Annotated in this window: 11 protein-coding genes; 6 read left to right on the plus strand and 5 right to left on the minus strand. The window is 45.6% G+C overall.

Annotated features, from left to right (window positions below):
* Positions 1 to 37 precede the first annotated feature (37 nt).
* From ACFWMP_RS29420 to ACFWMP_RS29435, 4 genes are all read left to right on the plus strand, one after another.
* The gene (locus ACFWMP_RS29420; protein WP_379425857.1) at positions 38 to 1,594 is read left to right on the plus strand and encodes a glycosyltransferase family 39 protein; all 1,557 of its coding nucleotides are present in this window, start codon (positions 38 to 40) and stop codon (positions 1,592 to 1,594) included.
* 31 nt (positions 1,595 to 1,625) lie between these two features.
* Complete coding sequence (locus ACFWMP_RS29425; RefSeq protein ID WP_379425859.1) at positions 1,626 to 1,877, plus strand: hypothetical protein; 252 nt, start codon at positions 1,626 to 1,628, stop codon at positions 1,875 to 1,877.
* Between the two features lie 103 nt (positions 1,878 to 1,980).
* Positions 1,981 to 2,733, plus strand: a complete 753-nt coding sequence (yaaA, locus tag ACFWMP_RS29430) for a peroxide stress protein YaaA (RefSeq protein ID WP_379425861.1) — start codon at positions 1,981 to 1,983, stop codon at positions 2,731 to 2,733.
* Positions 2,734 to 2,904: 171 nt separating this feature from the next.
* Positions 2,905 to 6,270, plus strand: coding sequence for a HEAT repeat domain-containing protein (locus ACFWMP_RS29435; RefSeq protein ID WP_379425863.1), 3,366 nt, complete (start codon positions 2,905 to 2,907; stop codon positions 6,268 to 6,270).
* A gap of 80 nt (positions 6,271 to 6,350) precedes the next feature.
* On the opposite strand, the gene ACFWMP_RS29440 is transcribed toward ACFWMP_RS29435, so the two are convergent.
* On the minus strand, positions 6,351 to 8,126 hold the full coding sequence (locus ACFWMP_RS29440) for an ABC transporter ATP-binding protein (RefSeq protein WP_379425865.1): 1,776 nt from the start codon (positions 8,124 to 8,126) through the stop codon (positions 6,351 to 6,353).
* On the minus strand, positions 8,113 to 9,924 hold the full coding sequence (locus tag ACFWMP_RS29445; protein WP_379425867.1) for an ABC transporter ATP-binding protein: 1,812 nt from the start codon (positions 9,922 to 9,924) through the stop codon (positions 8,113 to 8,115). Before ACFWMP_RS29445 ends, ACFWMP_RS29440 begins: the two co-directional genes overlap by 14 nt.
* 238 nt (positions 9,925 to 10,162) lie before the next feature.
* Here ACFWMP_RS29445 and ACFWMP_RS29450 point away from each other — a divergent pair, with 238 nt between their 5' ends.
* Positions 10,163 to 10,864, plus strand: coding sequence for an ABC transporter ATP-binding protein (locus ACFWMP_RS29450; RefSeq protein ID WP_042184895.1), 702 nt, complete (start codon positions 10,163 to 10,165; stop codon positions 10,862 to 10,864).
* 13 nt (positions 10,865 to 10,877) lie between these two features.
* Positions 10,878 to 13,523: an FtsX-like permease family protein gene (locus ACFWMP_RS29455; protein ID WP_379425870.1), complete on the plus strand. Its 2,646-nt coding sequence runs from the start codon at positions 10,878 to 10,880 to the stop codon at positions 13,521 to 13,523.
* Between the two features lie 120 nt (positions 13,524 to 13,643).
* Here the strand turns inward: ACFWMP_RS29455 and ACFWMP_RS29460 are convergent, their stop codons facing one another.
* From ACFWMP_RS29460 to ACFWMP_RS29470, 3 genes are all read right to left on the minus strand, one after another.
* On the minus strand, positions 13,644 to 14,102 hold the full coding sequence (locus ACFWMP_RS29460) for a GNAT family N-acetyltransferase (protein WP_379425872.1): 459 nt from the start codon (positions 14,100 to 14,102) through the stop codon (positions 13,644 to 13,646).
* Positions 14,103 to 14,122: 20 nt separating this feature from the next.
* Entirely contained in the window at positions 14,123 to 15,115 is a 993-nt protein-coding gene (locus ACFWMP_RS29465; protein ID WP_076300281.1) for a DUF4003 family protein, read from the minus strand.
* A gap of 85 nt (positions 15,116 to 15,200) precedes the next feature.
* The gene (locus ACFWMP_RS29470) at positions 15,201 to 15,767 is read right to left on the minus strand and encodes a TetR/AcrR family transcriptional regulator (protein ID WP_076286126.1); all 567 of its coding nucleotides are present in this window, start codon (positions 15,765 to 15,767) and stop codon (positions 15,201 to 15,203) included.
* Positions 15,768 to 15,863: the final 96 nt, after the last annotated feature.

A 15,863-nucleotide genomic window follows, 5' to 3' on the forward strand; every position in this document is an offset into this window, starting at 1 on the left:
GCTTGTATAGACTTCGACTGTGAAAAGGAGGTTTTCCATGGTAAGGGCAATTCAAAAAACATTGTATCTCATACTGGCATGCTTCATAGGACTGTTTATCGCTTCCTCCTTTTTTATCCGGGCGAAATATAATTATTTCGTATATGGGGACACGCCAGTTTTGGAGAAGCAACAGCTGGGCCTTTTTATTCTAGGGATTGTGGTGGTGCTGGCGTTAAGCGTTATTTTGTATAAAATATGCCTGAAGCTTAATCAGTACAGTTGGAAAATCGTAATTCCAGCCATATTGCTATGTTCCTTTGCCATTCAGATCGTGATCATTTTTCTGTTTCCTCGCTTGCCGACGGATGATTCGCAGACGGTGCTTTCACTGGCACTCGATATGCTGTACAGGAATGATTATTCATCTTTTGACACGACAGGTTATCTGCATATGTTCCCGTTTAACTTCTCGATTGTTGTGTACTTAAAGACGTTGCTACAGTTATTTCCGGATAATTACTTGGTGATCAAAGTATTCAATATTCTATTTACACTCTTAACCTCGTTAATGATTTACCTGCTGTATAAAGAGCTCAAGGGTAAGTCTGAGGATCATGATTATGGCATTCTCGTGTTTGCCGCTACCTATATCCCTTCTTTGTTTATGAGTAATTTAATTTATAACGATGTGATCGCGACTGCCTTTTTGACAAGTGCTTTATATTTTGCTGTGAAATTTATAAAAAGAAAGTCCATAAAGGATATTGTTTTCGCAGCCATCTTCCTGGCAGTCGGCAACTATTTCCGAAGTATCGGTGTTATTTTTCTGATTGCTGTGGTAGTCAGTCTATTGTTCAACATGCGTGCGATCGGGGTGAAAAAAGCTCTAAGCGCGTTGTTTATTACGGCTTTATTGTTTAATGTTCCAAGCTGGACGCAAAATGCTGTGCTGCAGGCGACGAATGTCGTAGATGAACCGATTAACGAAAATTCCGCACCGGTCTATATGTGGCTGAATATGGGGATCAATCTGGAGACGTTTGGATTCTGGGATAACTGGCAGAGCTATACGATCTATCAGCAGGATGCCAATTATAATAAGGCAGAAAGTACGCAGCTATTTAAAGAGGAAATCAGCCATAAACTCTCCGAGGCGAGCCTAAGGGACGTAGTGAAAATGTATTATAAAAAAATCGTTTGGACCTGGACAGAAGGAACATACCAGATGGAACGATATGGACTTGGGAATGATGGATCATCCAGTAACGGTGGAAGAATAGGCTTTGTCATGGACCGTTATAGCTACACTAATGCTGCTACGGATCTATTTAAGGGGGATTCGAGCTACCGCAGCGGGCTGCTGTGGTTGCTGTATGTCCTGAATTTTCTGATGTATGTTTTTATACTCGTTCGCTTAATCGGTGGAATAAGAGCCAAAAGATTTGAAGAGACCTCTTTGATTCTTGTGGTGTTGGGCTTTATCGGATTTTATCTACTATGGGAGATTAAGTCTCGATATATTTACCCGGTATATCCGCTGCTGATCGTGTTATCCTACATGGGTTTTAAAGATGTATATGATTATATGTTAAAAAGATATTTTCCACGTTGACCATGTTTGCTCGGAAAGAGAGGGTTCAAAGATGCGGATCAAGCGATATCTCACTTTGCTCATAGTAGTGCTTAGTTGTTCCATGGTGCTCGCCTCCTGTGACGCCATCACCGCTCAGAAGATATCAAGTACAGATTCTGGTTCAAGGGCGAACGGGGGACAGGGCTTTAACGGTGGTCGGGGTAAAGATGGAGGTAACTCTCCCGGCATGAATGGTGGGACAAGAAGAAACGGCAGTCAAGGTACAGATGGAGAAGTTAGCGGGCAAAGTGGGCGACAGTGAACAAATTTCATGAACTTGCCCCAAGCCTACGAAGATTAAGTGTGATAGGATAAGATTACATTTAAATTCCCCGCGGGGGTAAGAAAAGAGAAAAGGGAGCAACATGAGAATCATTATATCGCCTGCCAAGAAGATGAAGATGGATACGGATTTTATGGATTGCCGCCAGATGCCGCAATTCATAAGCGAGTCGCAGACTCTTCTGGCCTTATTACAAAAGTTGAATTATGAAGAAGCCAAATCACTATGGAAATGCAATGATGCCATCGCCACGCTGAATGTGGAACGGATTCGGGATATGGATGTAACTCGGAATCTTACACCGGCTATCTTTTCTTATGAGGGTATCCAGTACCAGTACATGGCACCTGGGGTACTTCAAATGGAGGAGCTGGAATATCTTCAGCAGCATTTACGGATATTGTCTGGATTCTATGGAATCGTTCGGCCGTTTGACGGCGTTGTTCCTTACAGGCTGGAGATGCAGGCTAAGCTTAGCGGACCAGGTTTCAAGTCTATCTATGAGTTCTGGAAGAGGAAGCTGGCAGATCAGTTATTTTCGGAGAGTGACATCATTCTGAATCTGGCCTCCAAGGAATATAGCAAGTGCATCTCCCCGTATGTTGGCGGAAACGTTCGAATGATTAGCTGTGTATTCGGGCAGGAAATCGGCGGTAAGATCGTTGAGAGAGCGACTTTGGTTAAGATGGCCAGAGGTGAAATGGTGCGTTTCATGGCTGAGCGGCAAATCACCTGTGTGGAGGATATCAAAGGCTTCGACGGGTTTGATTTCAGCTTTGCTGATGAGCTGTCGGATGAGAGTACGTATGTGTTTATACAAAAAAAGAATGAATAGAGTAAGTAGTACTATGGGTAATCTTGGAGGTGGTTGAACAACCAGCTTCAGGGTTACCTTTATTTTTGGTCAACGAAAACAGATGGGAAATTCTAGTTTTTTAAAGGGGATAGATTGCAGTATAGAGAATAAAGTTCGGATGGAATAAGAACAGGTGAAAGAGGAGGGCTTATGATTTTTAAAAGAGATCCATTGGACAAACAGAGCTTACTTAAAGAATTGGATTCACTAGGCTATTCCGACAGAGTCAAAAAAGTAGCGATATTAGGCCGTGATCATCTTGGATCTGTCCAGTACTCCCAATTACTAGCCTCCTTGCTGGAGGATGGCGTTTATGAAGCACGTCTTGCCTTAATCGGTGCCATTGCAACACATGATGCCCCTATTATTCTGTCAGCCCTGCGGCATCCCATGGCAAGTATCAGAAATACGGCTGCGGGTCTTTTGGCAAAGGTGGCTTCAGATGCTGATATTGAACGTGAGCTCCCCCATTTATCATATGATTGCCGCCGTAAGCTGTTGCACAGTATTTCACAGATTAACCGTCAGGAATTGGCGGAACGTTTATTGCCTATGGTGTACGCCCGGTGGGGAGCGGAGGAAGCCGCGATTATATTGCAGGCCTGTTATTCGGAAACAGTTAGTAAGTGGCTTGCTGATATCGGATATGCCATAAAAGACTGGAAGAAACTAGCCAGCAGGCATCTTGACGTAGTAGCGGAATACTTTGAAACAACGCTAGAAAGCACACCACCCAGGGAAAAAGGATATGTCTGGTGGAGGTTCTCATCAGCTATGGAGATCCTATGCAATCTGAAGGCGGATCTGGTACTTGCGTGTGCGATGAATCATGGACCCGAGGGTGTCATACATCCTGCGTTAAAGGAACAACTTGGTACACTTGTACGCCAAAATCCGAATAAGGTGTATCAGCTGCTGACTCGAACGGAGTCGCGGAGCGATCTGATTTCTTATGGTGTGCCTGAAGGGGTTCTAAAAAGAAAAAAATATTTATCCATGGAGCAATGGATTGAGATAGCGAAATTACTCGCAGATCACCCGATGCATTTAGCGAAGTTGCTGCATAATATTGCACCTTCCAACCGCCAAGTGATTTTTGATGCCGTGTATGAAGAAGATAAACGCCAAGAACGTGTTTTTCCGGAAAGATTACTTTATGTATTACCGCATGCCTTGCGTGACAAGGAAGCCACCCGGATGCTTGGCCTTCGTGAAATCAATGATGACCGGGAGAGAACAATCAGACTCACCGCTTGCCGTTCGATTCTTCATTCAAGAGCGGGGCTTGAACAAGCAACAAAGGTATCCAGTTCAGAAGAACGTTCCACGGCGCTTATGCAACTGATCAGAAGTACGGTTCTGTCGAGACAGGGTATGCATGAGACTTTGGTATTTTTGGGCCGGATTAGAAATGAGCAAGATCCTGTTCGAGGTTTTGTGTTTAAGGAGCTTTCAGAAAGTCCTGCATCTGTGTTCACCGATGCCCATGTACAAGAACTTACTATGCTTGTTGATAGTGTTATAGATGCCAGAGATACTTCATATGGTACGAAGTTTTCCGTTCAACAACTGGCATTTGCTATTCTCCGGCATAACGCACTAAATCCTCACAGTGAGTTGTTCAAGTTCTCTTTAAATACGATCCGGAAACTGGCCCAGCAGAACGGACAGCTTTCACTTCCATCGTTGGAGAAGAATTTACCACAGGGAGTAGAAGAGGTCATCTTTGATGAAATCTATACATTAGCTGTACAGGGCAACAAAAGAGAAGACTACAATCTGGTGCTTAGCCTGGCTAGCTCATTTGGTAAAAGAGGTTACGGCATCATAAAACTTCAGAATCTGTTAAAGGAAGCAACGAGGGCAAAGGCAGATTCTACAGCCATACAAGCGGCTAGATACTGGCTTGCGCCTCGTACAACACGTGATGCCAGAGTTAAGGAATTATTAGCTTTAGATAAATCGTATATTACGATCCATGAAGTATTCCAGCATCTGCATCTGAAGCGTCAAGAATGGCTCGATCCTTTTATTTCAGGGGCTGTCATTAAGGGCAAGTTCCTATCAGGCAAAACGATCTATCTTGTGCCGGCCGCGGATGGATTCCACAGATGGCTGCCACGTCAGCAACAAGCATTAAGTGCCTTATTAGAAAAAATTGCATACGATGCCAAACGTAATCTTTGGGAGCGTGCAAGAGTTATTAAGATCATGGCAAGTATGCCTGATCTCGGTTCGGATAGGTTACTTGGGCTTATGCAGGATAAGGAAGTAACTGTAGTAGAAGCTGCACTTCATGCCTTTTCACTTATGGAAGAACCGGAGAAGGCACTTCCCATTCTGCTGGAGAATCTGGATGGGGACCGGGCACGTGTAGCCATGTACTCGATACCCAGATGCATCCGCAGGGTGAATCCGGTGTTACTGGTTACCATGCTGAAAGAGCTTCTGAATCGGGATAAGCTGAAGATCACTGTCAGAAAAGAGGCCATCCGCTTACTGGGTGCTTATAGAAGCGATGACAGCATTCCGCTATTGATAAACGAGTTCGAGAATCCAAATGCACACAAGGATGTAATCATTGCCATAGGGCATGCTGCAAAACAGCTTTTAGATGATGAGCGCGCTTGGGAGATTTTAAGTGCAATGGCTGCTTCATCAGAAAGTGATATCGCAAGAAGCTTGTTATCCCAACAGCCTAATGATCTTACGCTAGACTATAGACTTCGCTATTTAAAATTAATCATTGAAATTGGAAATCATCCGGATGGGTTTGTTGGCAAGTATGCTTTCAGTTCTATGATGTGGTGGACCAATGGAAATGAAGGCATTGTTGCAGCTGCCACCGCTCAAGCTATTATGGATTTGGAAGATAGCACCAGATGGGAATTTGCCATGAACACGCTAATACAAACCTGCCGCGATGGTAAGATCAATGAGGTTGTAATCGTCGTTTGTCAGAAATTAGCTAGTGCGGCGATAAGGGATGAATGGAATGCAACTACCAGTAGAGATTTGCCTCATCGGCAACGTCTCCTGAAACTTATCAACCAGCTAAACGCTTTGCCAACAATCACCCGGGTGCACCTTAAACCTTTGTATACGGGATTGATTGAGTGTCTAGCATCGGATGAGACTTTACAGCAAGTTGTGATGAAGCTGTATATAGCAGTAATAGACTGGAATAATGTGCAGGAATCCGCCGCTTATCTGAATCAGATGGTTAACTGTATTTCAAATCAGCCGCAGCTGTTGAGCGACGCCTACAAGCAGGTTGCTTATAATTTAAAAGACAGCACAGGCTACTGGAGTCCGGAGACCTTATTGGAAATTGTAGATGTGCTAGGGTCTGAGGGGAGTTACGAATCTCAGTATATTGGACTTTCGTTGCTTGAGGTTGCCGGAAGTGCTCTACTCTGGAGTCCAGAGCCTGCAGAGCGTTTGAGGGTGTACAGAAATCACACGAATATTGCGGTTCGCTCACTTGCGCTAAATATTTGGACGGTGATAGATTAGTTTTCATAGTTTTAATAAAATATAAACACCAAAAAAGCTCAGGCTACAATTCGGCCTGAGCTTTTTTGGTGTTTATTCCATTAAGCTTCCATCTTCTGCGCAGTATATAGGCGGTGGTAAAGCCCCTTTTGTGCGATAAGCTCATCATGTGAGCCGCTTTCTGCGATGCCTTTGTTAGATACATACATAATGCGGTCGCAGTTTTTTACGGTGGACAGGCGGTGCGCGATAATGAATGAGGTACGTCCTTTAAGGAGCTCATTCAGACCTTTTTGCAGCAAACGCTCAGTCTTCGCATCGATCGATGAAGTGGCTTCATCTAATATGAGAATTCTCGGATCAGCCAAAAGCGTTCTTGCGAACGAGATGAGCTGCCGCTGTCCCTGAGACAGCTTGGAGCCACGCTCGTTGACCTCCGTCATGTAGCCTTGATCGAACTCACGGATGAATTCGTCGGCGCACACGGCTTTCGCCGCAGCAATCACTTCTTCCTCGGTGGCATCGAGTTTACCGTAACGAATATTGTCCAAGATCGTACCGGAGAAGATGAAGCTGTCTTGAAGCATAATCCCCATCTGGCTGCGCAGGGACTTCAGCGTAACCTGCGAGATATCCTGATCGTCGATAAGAATCTTACCGCTTGAAATATTATAGAAGCGCGAGATCAGATTGACGACTGTAGTTTTGCCTGCACCTGTTGGTCCCACTAGAGCGATGCTTTCTCCCGCTTTGATCTTAAAGGAGATATTCTCCAGAATATTGAGTCCTGGGTCATAGGCAAAGGTCACATCGTCGAAAGTGACATGGCCCTCTACAGGCCGCAGTGTCTTCGCATCCGGAATATCACTGACGGTAACGGGTTCATCCAGCGTCTCGAAGATACGCTCGAGATAGGCAACGGCGTTGATGAAGTTATTGTACAGGTTCGAAAGATTCAGAATCGGCTGCCAGAAGCGGGCAGCGTAGCTGCTCATCGCCAGAATGACGCCGAGGGTCATATCTTGTGGACTCAGTGTTAGTAGGCCTACAAGGAAAATCAAAGATGTAACGATCGTAGACAAGTTGTCCACGGAGAACGGAATAAGTAAGTTGTAACGTTGAGCCTTCATCCATTCTGTATGGAAATTACCCGCGAGACGTGTGAAGATTCCTTCGTTGCGTTGTTCCCGGGAGAACATTTGCGTCACACCAATACCGCTGATACTTTCTTGCAAATAGGCGTTCAGGTTGGAGCTTTTATTAGATACTGCTTGCCAAGCCCGGCGTTGCCGAGTTTTGATCAGCATCATGATGACAAAGAATACTGGCAGCCCTGCAAGGATGACAAATGATAGACGCACATCAACAGCGAACATGAAGGCTGCGATAAAGAGCAAATTCACGATTTCTAGAATAAAGTTGATAATACCGTTGGATAACACATCTGAAACGGCGTTAACGTAGTTTACGACCCGGATGAGAATCTTGCCTTGCGGACGGTCGTCATAATACTTAAAGGGCAACTCTTGCAGATGCTTAAACAAATCTGTACGGATGTCAAAAATAATATCCTGCCCAACACTCGTCATGATACGTGAACGAATGGTAGCCAGATAAACGCTGACCACAATGGTCAGAAGCATCAGTCCAGCCCAGCCCAGTAGCGCAAGCTTCGCTTTTGCCGGAATGGTCACGTCGATCACATGCTGCATGATCAGTGGAGCTGATAGTGAAATGGCCGCTGAAAGTGCACTGAGGATAAATGCAACAATCATTGGCGTTTTCTTTCGTTTGATGTATACCATCGCACGCCGGAAGTGTTTTATATTAAACGGCGATTCCAGATTCTCATCGACGTCGAATTTATTCCTTGCCACTTGCGGTCACCTGCCTTCCAATACCCTCGTTCTGCAGTTTAAACACATCATAGTAGTAGCCTCGTTTCGCTAGCAGTTCGGCGTGGGTGCCTTCCTCAACCAGCTTCCCGTTATCCAGAATGAGAATACGGTCAGCCTGCGCGGTCGTAGATACACGCTGCGCGATAATAATCTTCGTGCAAGGATAATCCAGCTCGCGTAGACTTTTCTGAATATGCTCCTCCGTCTCAAGATCGACAGCAGAGGTCGTATCATCCAGAATGAGGATCGGACGGCGAACTGCCAAAGCACGTGCTAAAGCGATACGCTGTTTTTGACCTCCAGATAAGCCGACTCCTCGTTCTCCGACAACGGTATCATAACCTTCAGGCATTTTGGTAATGAAGTCGTGTGCGGCTGCGAGCTCGGCAAAGCTTATCGCATCTTCTTCCGGAAGATCAGGATCACCATAGGCGATGTTTCCATCGATAGTATCAGAGAACAAGAGCACATCTTGGGTCGCCATGCCGATATTATCACGCAGCTCATCGAGCTCCAGCTTTCGGACATCAACGCCGTCGACGAGTACACGTCCTTCGGCTACGTCATAGAAGCGAGGAATCAGGTTGATGATTGTTGTTTTGCCTGATCCGGTCGAGCCCATGATTGCTATGGTTTCACCAGGTTCTACGGTAAAGCTAACATCGTCAAGTACGATAGCGCTGTCATATTTGAAGCGGACATGATCGAACTCAATACGGCCTTCGTAACGGCGTTTGTCAGTAGACATATGCTCGTTTACGATATTAGGCTTTGCGTAATAGATATCAATGATTTTGGACAAGCTCGCAAAAAAGCGCTGAATGTCGTTGATAATAATACCAATGTTGCGCATAGGGTTGGATATAGCCCAGATCAGTGAAGAGAAAGCTGTAAATTCACCGAAGGTGATCCGGCCGTTCATCAGGAACAAACCACCTGCCAGCATTAGAATGACGTTGAAGCCCTGAGCGAAGGATTCCAGAAAAGGAAAGTAATCAAGCCATACAAGGGCGGCCTTTTTGTTCGCTGTAGAGTAATTGACATTCTTCTGTGTAAATTTTTGAACTTCGAACTCTTCGCGGGCAAAAGCCTTAACCACACGGTTGCCTGAAATATTCTCCTGAGTAGTCGTGTTAAGCTGGGACAGCCGCTCACGCAGGTCAATATACATAGGACGGACGCGTTTAGCGAATATGTAAGCCACGATAAAAATGGGCGGTGACAGGATTAGCATCCACAGCGTTAGCTGAGCATCTATAGTGAAAAAATAGATAACAGCAGCAATGAAGATCGTTAGCGATTCAATGATCGTTTTGAAAATCCATGCCATCGAGTGCCGAACCATGTCCAGATCCCCGGTCATCTTGGTCATGAGATCACCGGTACGGTTACGGTCGTAATATTCTCTGTCCTGTCCTTGAATCTTGTTGTACAAAAAAATACGGATATTGTACATCATGTTTTGCGAGGATCTTTCGTACTGCATGGTTGTAATATAAGCAAGTCCTGTGCGCAGTAGAGAAAATCCAATCATGCCCAGACAGAGCATAATCAATAATTGCCGTTCTTGTGTAAGATTCTGCAGCGCATTGTCACCTGCTATAAACGTATCGACAATGCGCTGACTGATGTAAGGGTTTACAATCGTAAGACTTGAACCCACTACTGAGAGGCAGAGCGCTAGAATGTACCGTGTCCGGTTGCCCTCTAAGTTCTGCCATAGCCATTTCAGTTCGAACATCTGATCACCTGTTTCTGATTGTTCTTGTTCTTTCACTCTTGCCTGAAAAGAGTGAATAAAACAAAGTGATTATAACATTATCAATTGACTAAGTATCGTTTACGGTAAAATTTCCTTGTTACATTATTGTTACAAAAAAATGAACTTATTAATGATGTGAATTTATCCTTGAGTAATGAGGGTTTGCCATTCGGGCTTGGGCGTTCTAATTATGATAAACTGAAACAATGTAAAGTGATTAGGCTTGGTTTGGATAGAGACAGGAGGATGGAGAATGAGCTTTGTTGCTGTCAAAAATGAGTACAAGCGTTACAAAATGGGTGAAAGTGTGATCGTTGCCAACGACGGAATTGATTTTGAGATAAATAAAGGTGAGTTTGCAGTGATTGTCGGCCCCAGCGGTGCGGGCAAATCGACGGTGCTTAATATTCTTGGCGGGATGGATTCTGCTGACGAAGGCCAGGTCATTGTGGACGGTACGGACATTGCCAAGTTCAGTGCCAAGGAGTTGACGGGCTACCGCCGCAATGACGTGGGTTTTGTGTTCCAGTTCTATAACTTAGTGCCGAATCTTACCACACTGGAGAATGTTGAGCTTGCTTCTCAGATTTCCCCGCGTGCACTAGATGCGCGTAAGGTGTTGGAGGATGTGGGATTAGGTGCACGGCTGGATAATTTTCCGGCTCAGCTGTCTGGTGGTGAGCAGCAACGTGTCGCTATCGCCAGAGCGCTAGCTAAACAGCCGAAGCTGCTCCTTTGCGATGAGCCAACAGGTGCGCTAGATTACAATACTGGTAAGCAAGTACTTAAGCTGCTTCAGGATACCTGCCGTAACACAGGCACCACGGTCATCGTAATCACGCATAATTTGGCGATTGCGCCAATGGCAGACCGGGTTATTGAGATTAATAATGCTAAGGTACGGAAGATGGTAACCAATCCTTCGCCAGTATCCGTTGAAGATATCGAATGGTAAGGAGAAGGCATCTATGAAAAAGCGTGCGTTATGGAAAGATATTTTTCGTGAAATTAGGCACACTAAGGCCCGATTTATTTCGATTTTTGCAATTATCATGCTGGGCGTTAGTTTCTTTTCTGGCATCAAGTCAGCCGGTCCAGATATGCTGGATACAGCCGGAACCTTTTATCAAGAGACGAGACTAATGGATCTGAAGGTGCAGATCAACTATGGTCTGACCGAAGATAATATCGAACTGCTGAGCGATGTACCGGGGATCGATGAAGTTCAGCTGGGTTACAGCGCAGATGTGTTTAGCGGCGATAATGCTTTGATACTCAAAGTCCATTCTTACAATTCAGATACACCTCTTAACCAGTACAGTATGATTGAAGGACGTCTTCCAGAGGATTCCGGAGAAATCGTATTGGATGACAAGCTGGCTGGAAAGTATGCGCTGGGCGACAAAATAACGTTCAGCGGAGCTGGAACGGATGCGGAGTTGTCGAACAACTTTGAAACTTTGAATTATACTGTTGTGGGCTTTGTGCGAAGTCCTCAATTTATAGAGAAGAGTACCCGGGGCACCAGCGGAATTGGTAAAGGGACGGCGGATGCATTCGCAGCGATCCCAGAGTCAGATTTTAAGCTCCCGGTCTATACGGAAGCCTATCTATCCTTCAAGGATACAATCGGAGTGAAGGCTTATTCACCAGAGTATGAGGGATTGATCGAGCAGCATACCAAGTCAGTAGAGCAGGCGATGTCCAGTGTGCCGGAAGCTCGGCTTGCGGAGATGCGCGCGAAAGGTGAGAAAGAGCTGTCCAGTGGACGAGGCAAGGTGGCCGCCGCCGAGAAGCAGCTCGCCGATTTAAAGCGCCAGCCAGAAGTGGTGCAGCAGGGACAAGCTGCAAACATGAAAGCCATTGCTGATGGGCTGGTCTCTGCCAAGGCGGAATTGGCTGCAGGGGAGCAAAAGCTTGCAGAACTAGGGCTCCCGAAGGTCTATGTCACTGACCGCAGTGCCAATCCGGGATATGCCGAATATAAAGACAACGCTGATCGATTATCGGCAATTGCGAGTGCTTTCCCGGTATTCTTTTTCCTGATTGCTGCGCTGGTCAGCTTGACGACGATGACTCGAATGGTCGAGGAGCATCGTTTGCAGATCGGGACACTTAAAGCGCTTGGGTATGGCAACCGTGACATTATGGCCAAATTCTTGGTTTATGGTACACTTGCCAGCTTGACGGCTTCGGTTGCGGGACTTGCGCTCGGTTTTACCATGTTTCCAACCATTATCTATAATGCGTACAGTTCGCTTTATAATCTGCCGGATCTTATCAAAAGCTTCTATCCGTCGTATTCCATCATTTCCATTATAGTGGCGCTTATCTGCACTACATTGACGGCTTGGATTGCCGCACGTGTAGAGCTGCGTAGCAATGCTTCTGTGTTAATGCGTCCGAAGGCGCCAAAGAGCGGGCAGCGGATTCTACTGGAGAGAGTTACGTTTGTATGGAAACGGTTGAGCTTTGTTCAAAAGGTTACCGCGCGGAATTTATTCCGCTACAAGCAGCGGATGTTCATGACTGTGTTCGGCGTGGCCGGCTGTACGGCGCTGATTCTGACCGGGTTTGGTCTTAAAGACTCGATCGGCAGCATTGCCCCCCAGCAGTTCGGCACGATTATGAAATATGATGCACTTGTAGCGCTGCATGAAGATGCGTCTGCTGATGCGCGGGATGCCTACGAGCAATTGATCACTGGCGAGTCCACTATAAATGGATCACTAAGTGTGGCACAGGAAACGATGAAAGCGCACAGCAGTGGTGTAAATGATCAGGATGTGCATATGTTCATCCCTGCATCTGTTGATGCGATATCCGATTATGTGGAGCTGCGGGATCGAGTGAGTGGAGAAAAACGCACGCTTTCGGACGAGGGCGCTATAATCTCGGAGAAGCTGGCTAAATTATACGGGCTTGAGCCCGGCGACCAGTTGAATGTGGTGGACAAGGATAACGAGACATTCAAGATTAAGGTCATAGGGATTACAGAGAACTATGTAATGCACTACGTTTATATGACACCTGCGTATTATTCTTCCGTATTTGGACAAGAACCGGTGTTCAACACAGAGCTGCTGAAGTATACCACGCACGATAAAGCATGGGAGGACAAGTTCGGCGAGAAGCTAACGGACAATGAGGGAGTGGCCGCGGTCAGCTTTTCCAGCAACGTAGGTACTGCCTTTGATGACACCATGAAGAGTATGGATGTTGTAACCTTGGTACTCATTGTATCGGCTGCTGCTTTGGCTTTTGTCGTCCTCTACAATTTGACCAATATTAATGTCTCTGAGCGGATCAGGGAACTATCAACCATCAAGGTATTGGGATTTTATGATAAGGAAGTAACGTTGTATATTTACCGCGAGAATATGCTGCTAAGCCTACTTGGCATTGTAGCCGGATCGGGTCTTGGCATTATATTGCACAGCTTCGTCTTGAATACAGCTGAGCTGGATGCGACGATGTTCGCGCCGATTATTAAGTGGCCAAGCTATGTGTATGCCGCACTCTTAACACTGCTGTTCTCAGGCATAGTCATGGCTTTCATGCACATTAAGCTCAAACGGATTCATATGATTGAGGCGTTGAAGTCGGTAGAATAAGCGGAGCTTCCACACCAAAAACAAAAGTTGATCCTACTTAAACACAAAGGACCGCTTCGAACAGCCATTGTTATGGCTACTCGAAGCGGTCTCTTTTGCTTTGAGAGGCGATGGAATCTTTTAACGTGAGCCGATCGATAACTTCATATGCAGGATAGGAAAAGGATTGCCCTGTTCATCCAGTGCAGAACGCTCAAAAACTTGAAAACCCATATGCTCATAGAAACCTAAGGCCTGCGGATTTTGTTCATTTACATCAACGTAGCGTACGTTCAGTGTCTGTATAGCATAAGCAACGAGCGATTTACCAATTCCTTTTCCCATTGCAGCAGGTTCTACGAATAGCATTTCAATCTTGTTATCCTGAATCCCTATGAATCCAAGCGATTGGTCATGGTCATCTATAAAAGCAAGCAGATGACTTATATGCTCCATCCCTTGTATAACCAGTGGCCGTAACGCATCAATGTCTTGTTCAGACAGGAATAGATGTGTATGCCGCACAGATAATTCCCAAATATTCAGTAGAAGGTGTAAACATTCTTCATTTCTAGCGGTGATTGGTTGTATCGAGTCCATGTCTTCCCTCGCATTTCCACTTAATTTGAAGAAGATGAAGCTGCAGCCGCAGCTGACGCAGCCGCAGCCCCAGCAAGAGCAGCCTGCTGTGCGATCACAATATTAGTGATGCTGGTGGAAAGCATCGAGGTTACAATGCCGCTTTGCACATCCTCTACATATTTGAAGGCTACGAGCGCAGCTGACAGCAGTAGCAATTCCTGCTTTACAATGGACCAGCTGCCAAAGCCTTTTTTGGTACGCAGTAATTCGAAGGTCTCTGAGACTTCCGTAACCATGTCCTTATTGTTGGAGGAGAGCAAAGTTAGCACGCCCAGCGAAGAAAGGGTATATTCCTTATCTAACCGGATGCCATGTGCACGGAACGCATCTCGTAATGCCAGTACACGATCCGCTGCTTCTGAAGCTTCTTTTCCAAGAACCAGTACCTGTGTCAGAGCTTGCACACTGTTCCCCGACATAAATTCAGGCTTTAGTGTAGTGTAAAGCTGCTCCATCCGGTCGATGCCGCTGTCCACGTCGATATCGGAAAGGCCGAGCATGGCAGAGAAGATATAATCATCATGTCCGGTAAGGAAACGGTGCTTCGCTTTCATGCTATCGTAAAACATCTTTGCGCGTTCTACCGTACGCTGATACTGATCTGTTGTCGTATTAGCGGCGATTTGATAAGCGGCAACGACGAGATAATCAGAGGCTCTAAATTTGACATCCTTCAATAAGTCATACACGGTCAGCGTGTTAGCAAGCTGTTGTTCCTTGTCAGCAGAAAGAGAGAGCATAGTAGCAATACTGATTGCCGAATTCCCCCTAAACGAAGAAAACATTCCGGTATTTTCTTTAATAAGCTCGTGGCTCGCACGAATCGCATCCTCATCTGCACTTTTATTCTCTGCTGTGTACAGTAACCCCGCCAAACGGCTAACCATTGCATTATGCCAAGGAAAAGCCTTTTTGATCCTCTGCGCGTTCTCTGCGAACAATTCAACCCTTGCAGCATACTGCTCGTTCATTGGATACACCCCTCAGTTATCTATAATTCATAATATTACGAAAATTTTCTGAGTTGGATTCATTTGTTTGGGGTGTTTATTGTTTTTAGATCGTAACCAGCTCTTTAGCATACCGTTTGCCTGACGAAAGAAGGCTGTCGCTCAGTTCAGGGTCATTTACAGTCCTTGCAAGAACTAGAGAGCCAACCATGGTGCTGAACAGTGCGCTACCTTTGGAGGGTTCAATTCCCGCCAGATCGGAGATAAAAGCAGTCATCCGCTCCAGTTCCTGGGTGAATACTTGCCGAACTTCTTCGGAAGAATGAGATATCTCGGCAGAAAGGGCAGGGATAATACAGCCCATCTCCGTTTTGTCGCGGTGATACGGACTTAAATAATAGTCAATGACCGCATTGATTTTGGGGTTCTGCTCTTCCTGGTCCGCGACCTTCTGCAAAAGTGCGATGGTATCGCTGATGGCATACCGGCAGGCTTCGGCGACGAGTTGTTCTTTGTTGTCAAAATGTGAATAAAACCCGCCGTGAGTCAATCCGGCTCCCTTCATAATGAATGGAACACTTACATCATGAATGCCATGGGTGCGAAAAGCCTGGGCAGCACTTTCAACAATCGTATTCCGTACTTTTATTTTATGGCCTTTGGGATAGGGCATCATAATCACTCCATAGCTTCATAATTCTACTTTTAAAATATTATATGCATCATAATAAAGCCTGTCAATTTGACGATTCTGAGCACTGTCTGCTTA

It is taken from the genome of Paenibacillus sp. NPDC058367, assembly GCF_042723305.1.
Lineage (GTDB): Bacteria > Bacillota > Bacilli > Paenibacillales > Paenibacillaceae > Paenibacillus_AQ.